The following is a 1,659-nucleotide window of genomic DNA, read 5'->3' on the forward strand; positions in this document are numbered from 1 at the left end:
TTCCAGGCTGGAGTTCAACGATCTCGACGCCGCGTGTGTCGGCGGCTTCCTCGATCATCTCGAAGACCGCCGGGGCAACAGGGCGCGGACGCGGAATGCGCGGCTTGCCGCAATCCGATCGTTGTTTCGATTCGCCGCGCTTCGTCACCCCGAGTATGCCGCGACGATCGAACGGGTGCTTGCTATTCCGCCGAAGCGCTTTGAGCGAAGGCTTGTGACGTTCCTGACGGAGGAGGAACTCGACGCATTGCTGTCCGCCCCCGCGCGGTCGACCTGGACCGGGCGGCGCGACCATGCCTTGCACCGACTCGCCGCGCAAACCGGCCTGCGGGCGTCCGAACTGATCGCCCTTCACTGCGCCGATATCCATCTCGGTTCCGGCGCTCATGTCAGCTGTATGGGAAAGGGACGAAAGCAGCGGATCACACCGATCACCTCCAACATGGCCGCCGTGCTGCGCGTCTGGCTGGCCGAACGTGCCGGGCAACCGGCCGATCCCCTCTTCCCCACACAGACCGGCAAGATGCTAAGCCGCGACGCTCTCGAGCGCCGGCTCGCGAAATATGTCGATATCGCTGCCAAAGGCTGTCCGTCGCTGGGGCGGAAAAGGGTCACACTGCACATCTTGCGTCATACCGCGGCAATGCGGTTGCTGCGCGCCGGCGTCGACACCTCGGTGATCGCGCTGTGGCTTGGCCACGAACAGATCGAGACCACCCACATCTACTTGCACGCCGATCTGGAGCTTAAAGAACGCACCCTGGCGAAAACCACGCCGGCCAACACGGCACCAGGACGCTACAGACCGCCCGACAAGCTTCTCGCTTTCCTCGAGGCGCTCTAATTATGCCGACCCCATCGCAGCGATCACCGCCTCCGAAGCCGACATCTACTCCCAAGGTCGGCATAATCCGGACATCGGCATAATGGACGTTGGACTAACCCGCTCCGCGTCGCGGAGCGGCAAGGAAGCGATGCACTGACGGGCGCGGTCTTGCGTCGTCCGTAGCATCGGTCATGCGTGCAAAACGAGCTCCAACTGCGCGAGCATGGGGTGGCTGCTTGCAGCCCATTCCATCGGACAAAGGAGCTCGTCATGACCCAACTTCGCCAGCGCATGAGCGAGGACATGCAGGTGCGCAACCTCGCGCTCAACACCCAGCTCTCGTATCTGCAACAGGTATCGCTGTTCCCTCGCTATTTCGGCAAGTCGCCGGACCTGCTCGGGCGCGAGGACATTCGGACCTACCAGGTCTATCTGACCAGCGAGAAGAAGCTCGCGCCCGGTTCGATCCACACCGCCATTGCGGCGCTGCGCTTTCTCTACAGCGTGACGCTCGAAAGAGACTGGGCGCCTCAAGAGGTTCTGCCGCTTCCGAAGAAGCCGCAAAAGCTGCCGATCGTCCTCGGTCCCGAGGAAGTTCAACAATTCCTCGGCTGTGTGCTCGACATCAAACATCACGCGATCCTGACCACGTGCTATGCCGCCGGCTTGCGCATCTCGGAGGCGATTCAGCTGAAGCCCACGGACATCGACAGCCAGAGAATGGTCGTCCGTGTCGAGCAGGGCAAAGGCCAGAAGGACCGCTACGTGATGCTGTCGCCCAAGCTCCTGGAGATCCTGCGCAGCTACTGGAAGGTGCGCCGGCCAGTGGCCTG

Annotated in this window: 2 protein-coding genes; both read left to right on the plus strand. The window is 62.6% G+C overall.

The window, feature by feature from the left end:
* Positions 1-214: 214 nt before the first annotated feature.
* Positions 215-844: a tyrosine-type recombinase/integrase gene (locus tag EOA33_RS34915; protein WP_245482532.1), complete on the plus strand. Its 630-nt coding sequence runs from the start codon at positions 215-217 to the stop codon at positions 842-844.
* A 252-nt stretch (positions 845-1,096) separates the two neighbouring features.
* Positions 1,097-1,659 (plus strand): site-specific integrase (locus EOA33_RS34920; RefSeq protein ID WP_145989492.1); only part of this gene is annotated, 563 nt, incomplete at its 3' end.

The sequence above is a fragment of the Mesorhizobium sp. M4A.F.Ca.ET.050.02.1.1 genome (assembly GCF_003997725.1).
Lineage (GTDB): Bacteria > Pseudomonadota > Alphaproteobacteria > Rhizobiales > Rhizobiaceae > Mesorhizobium.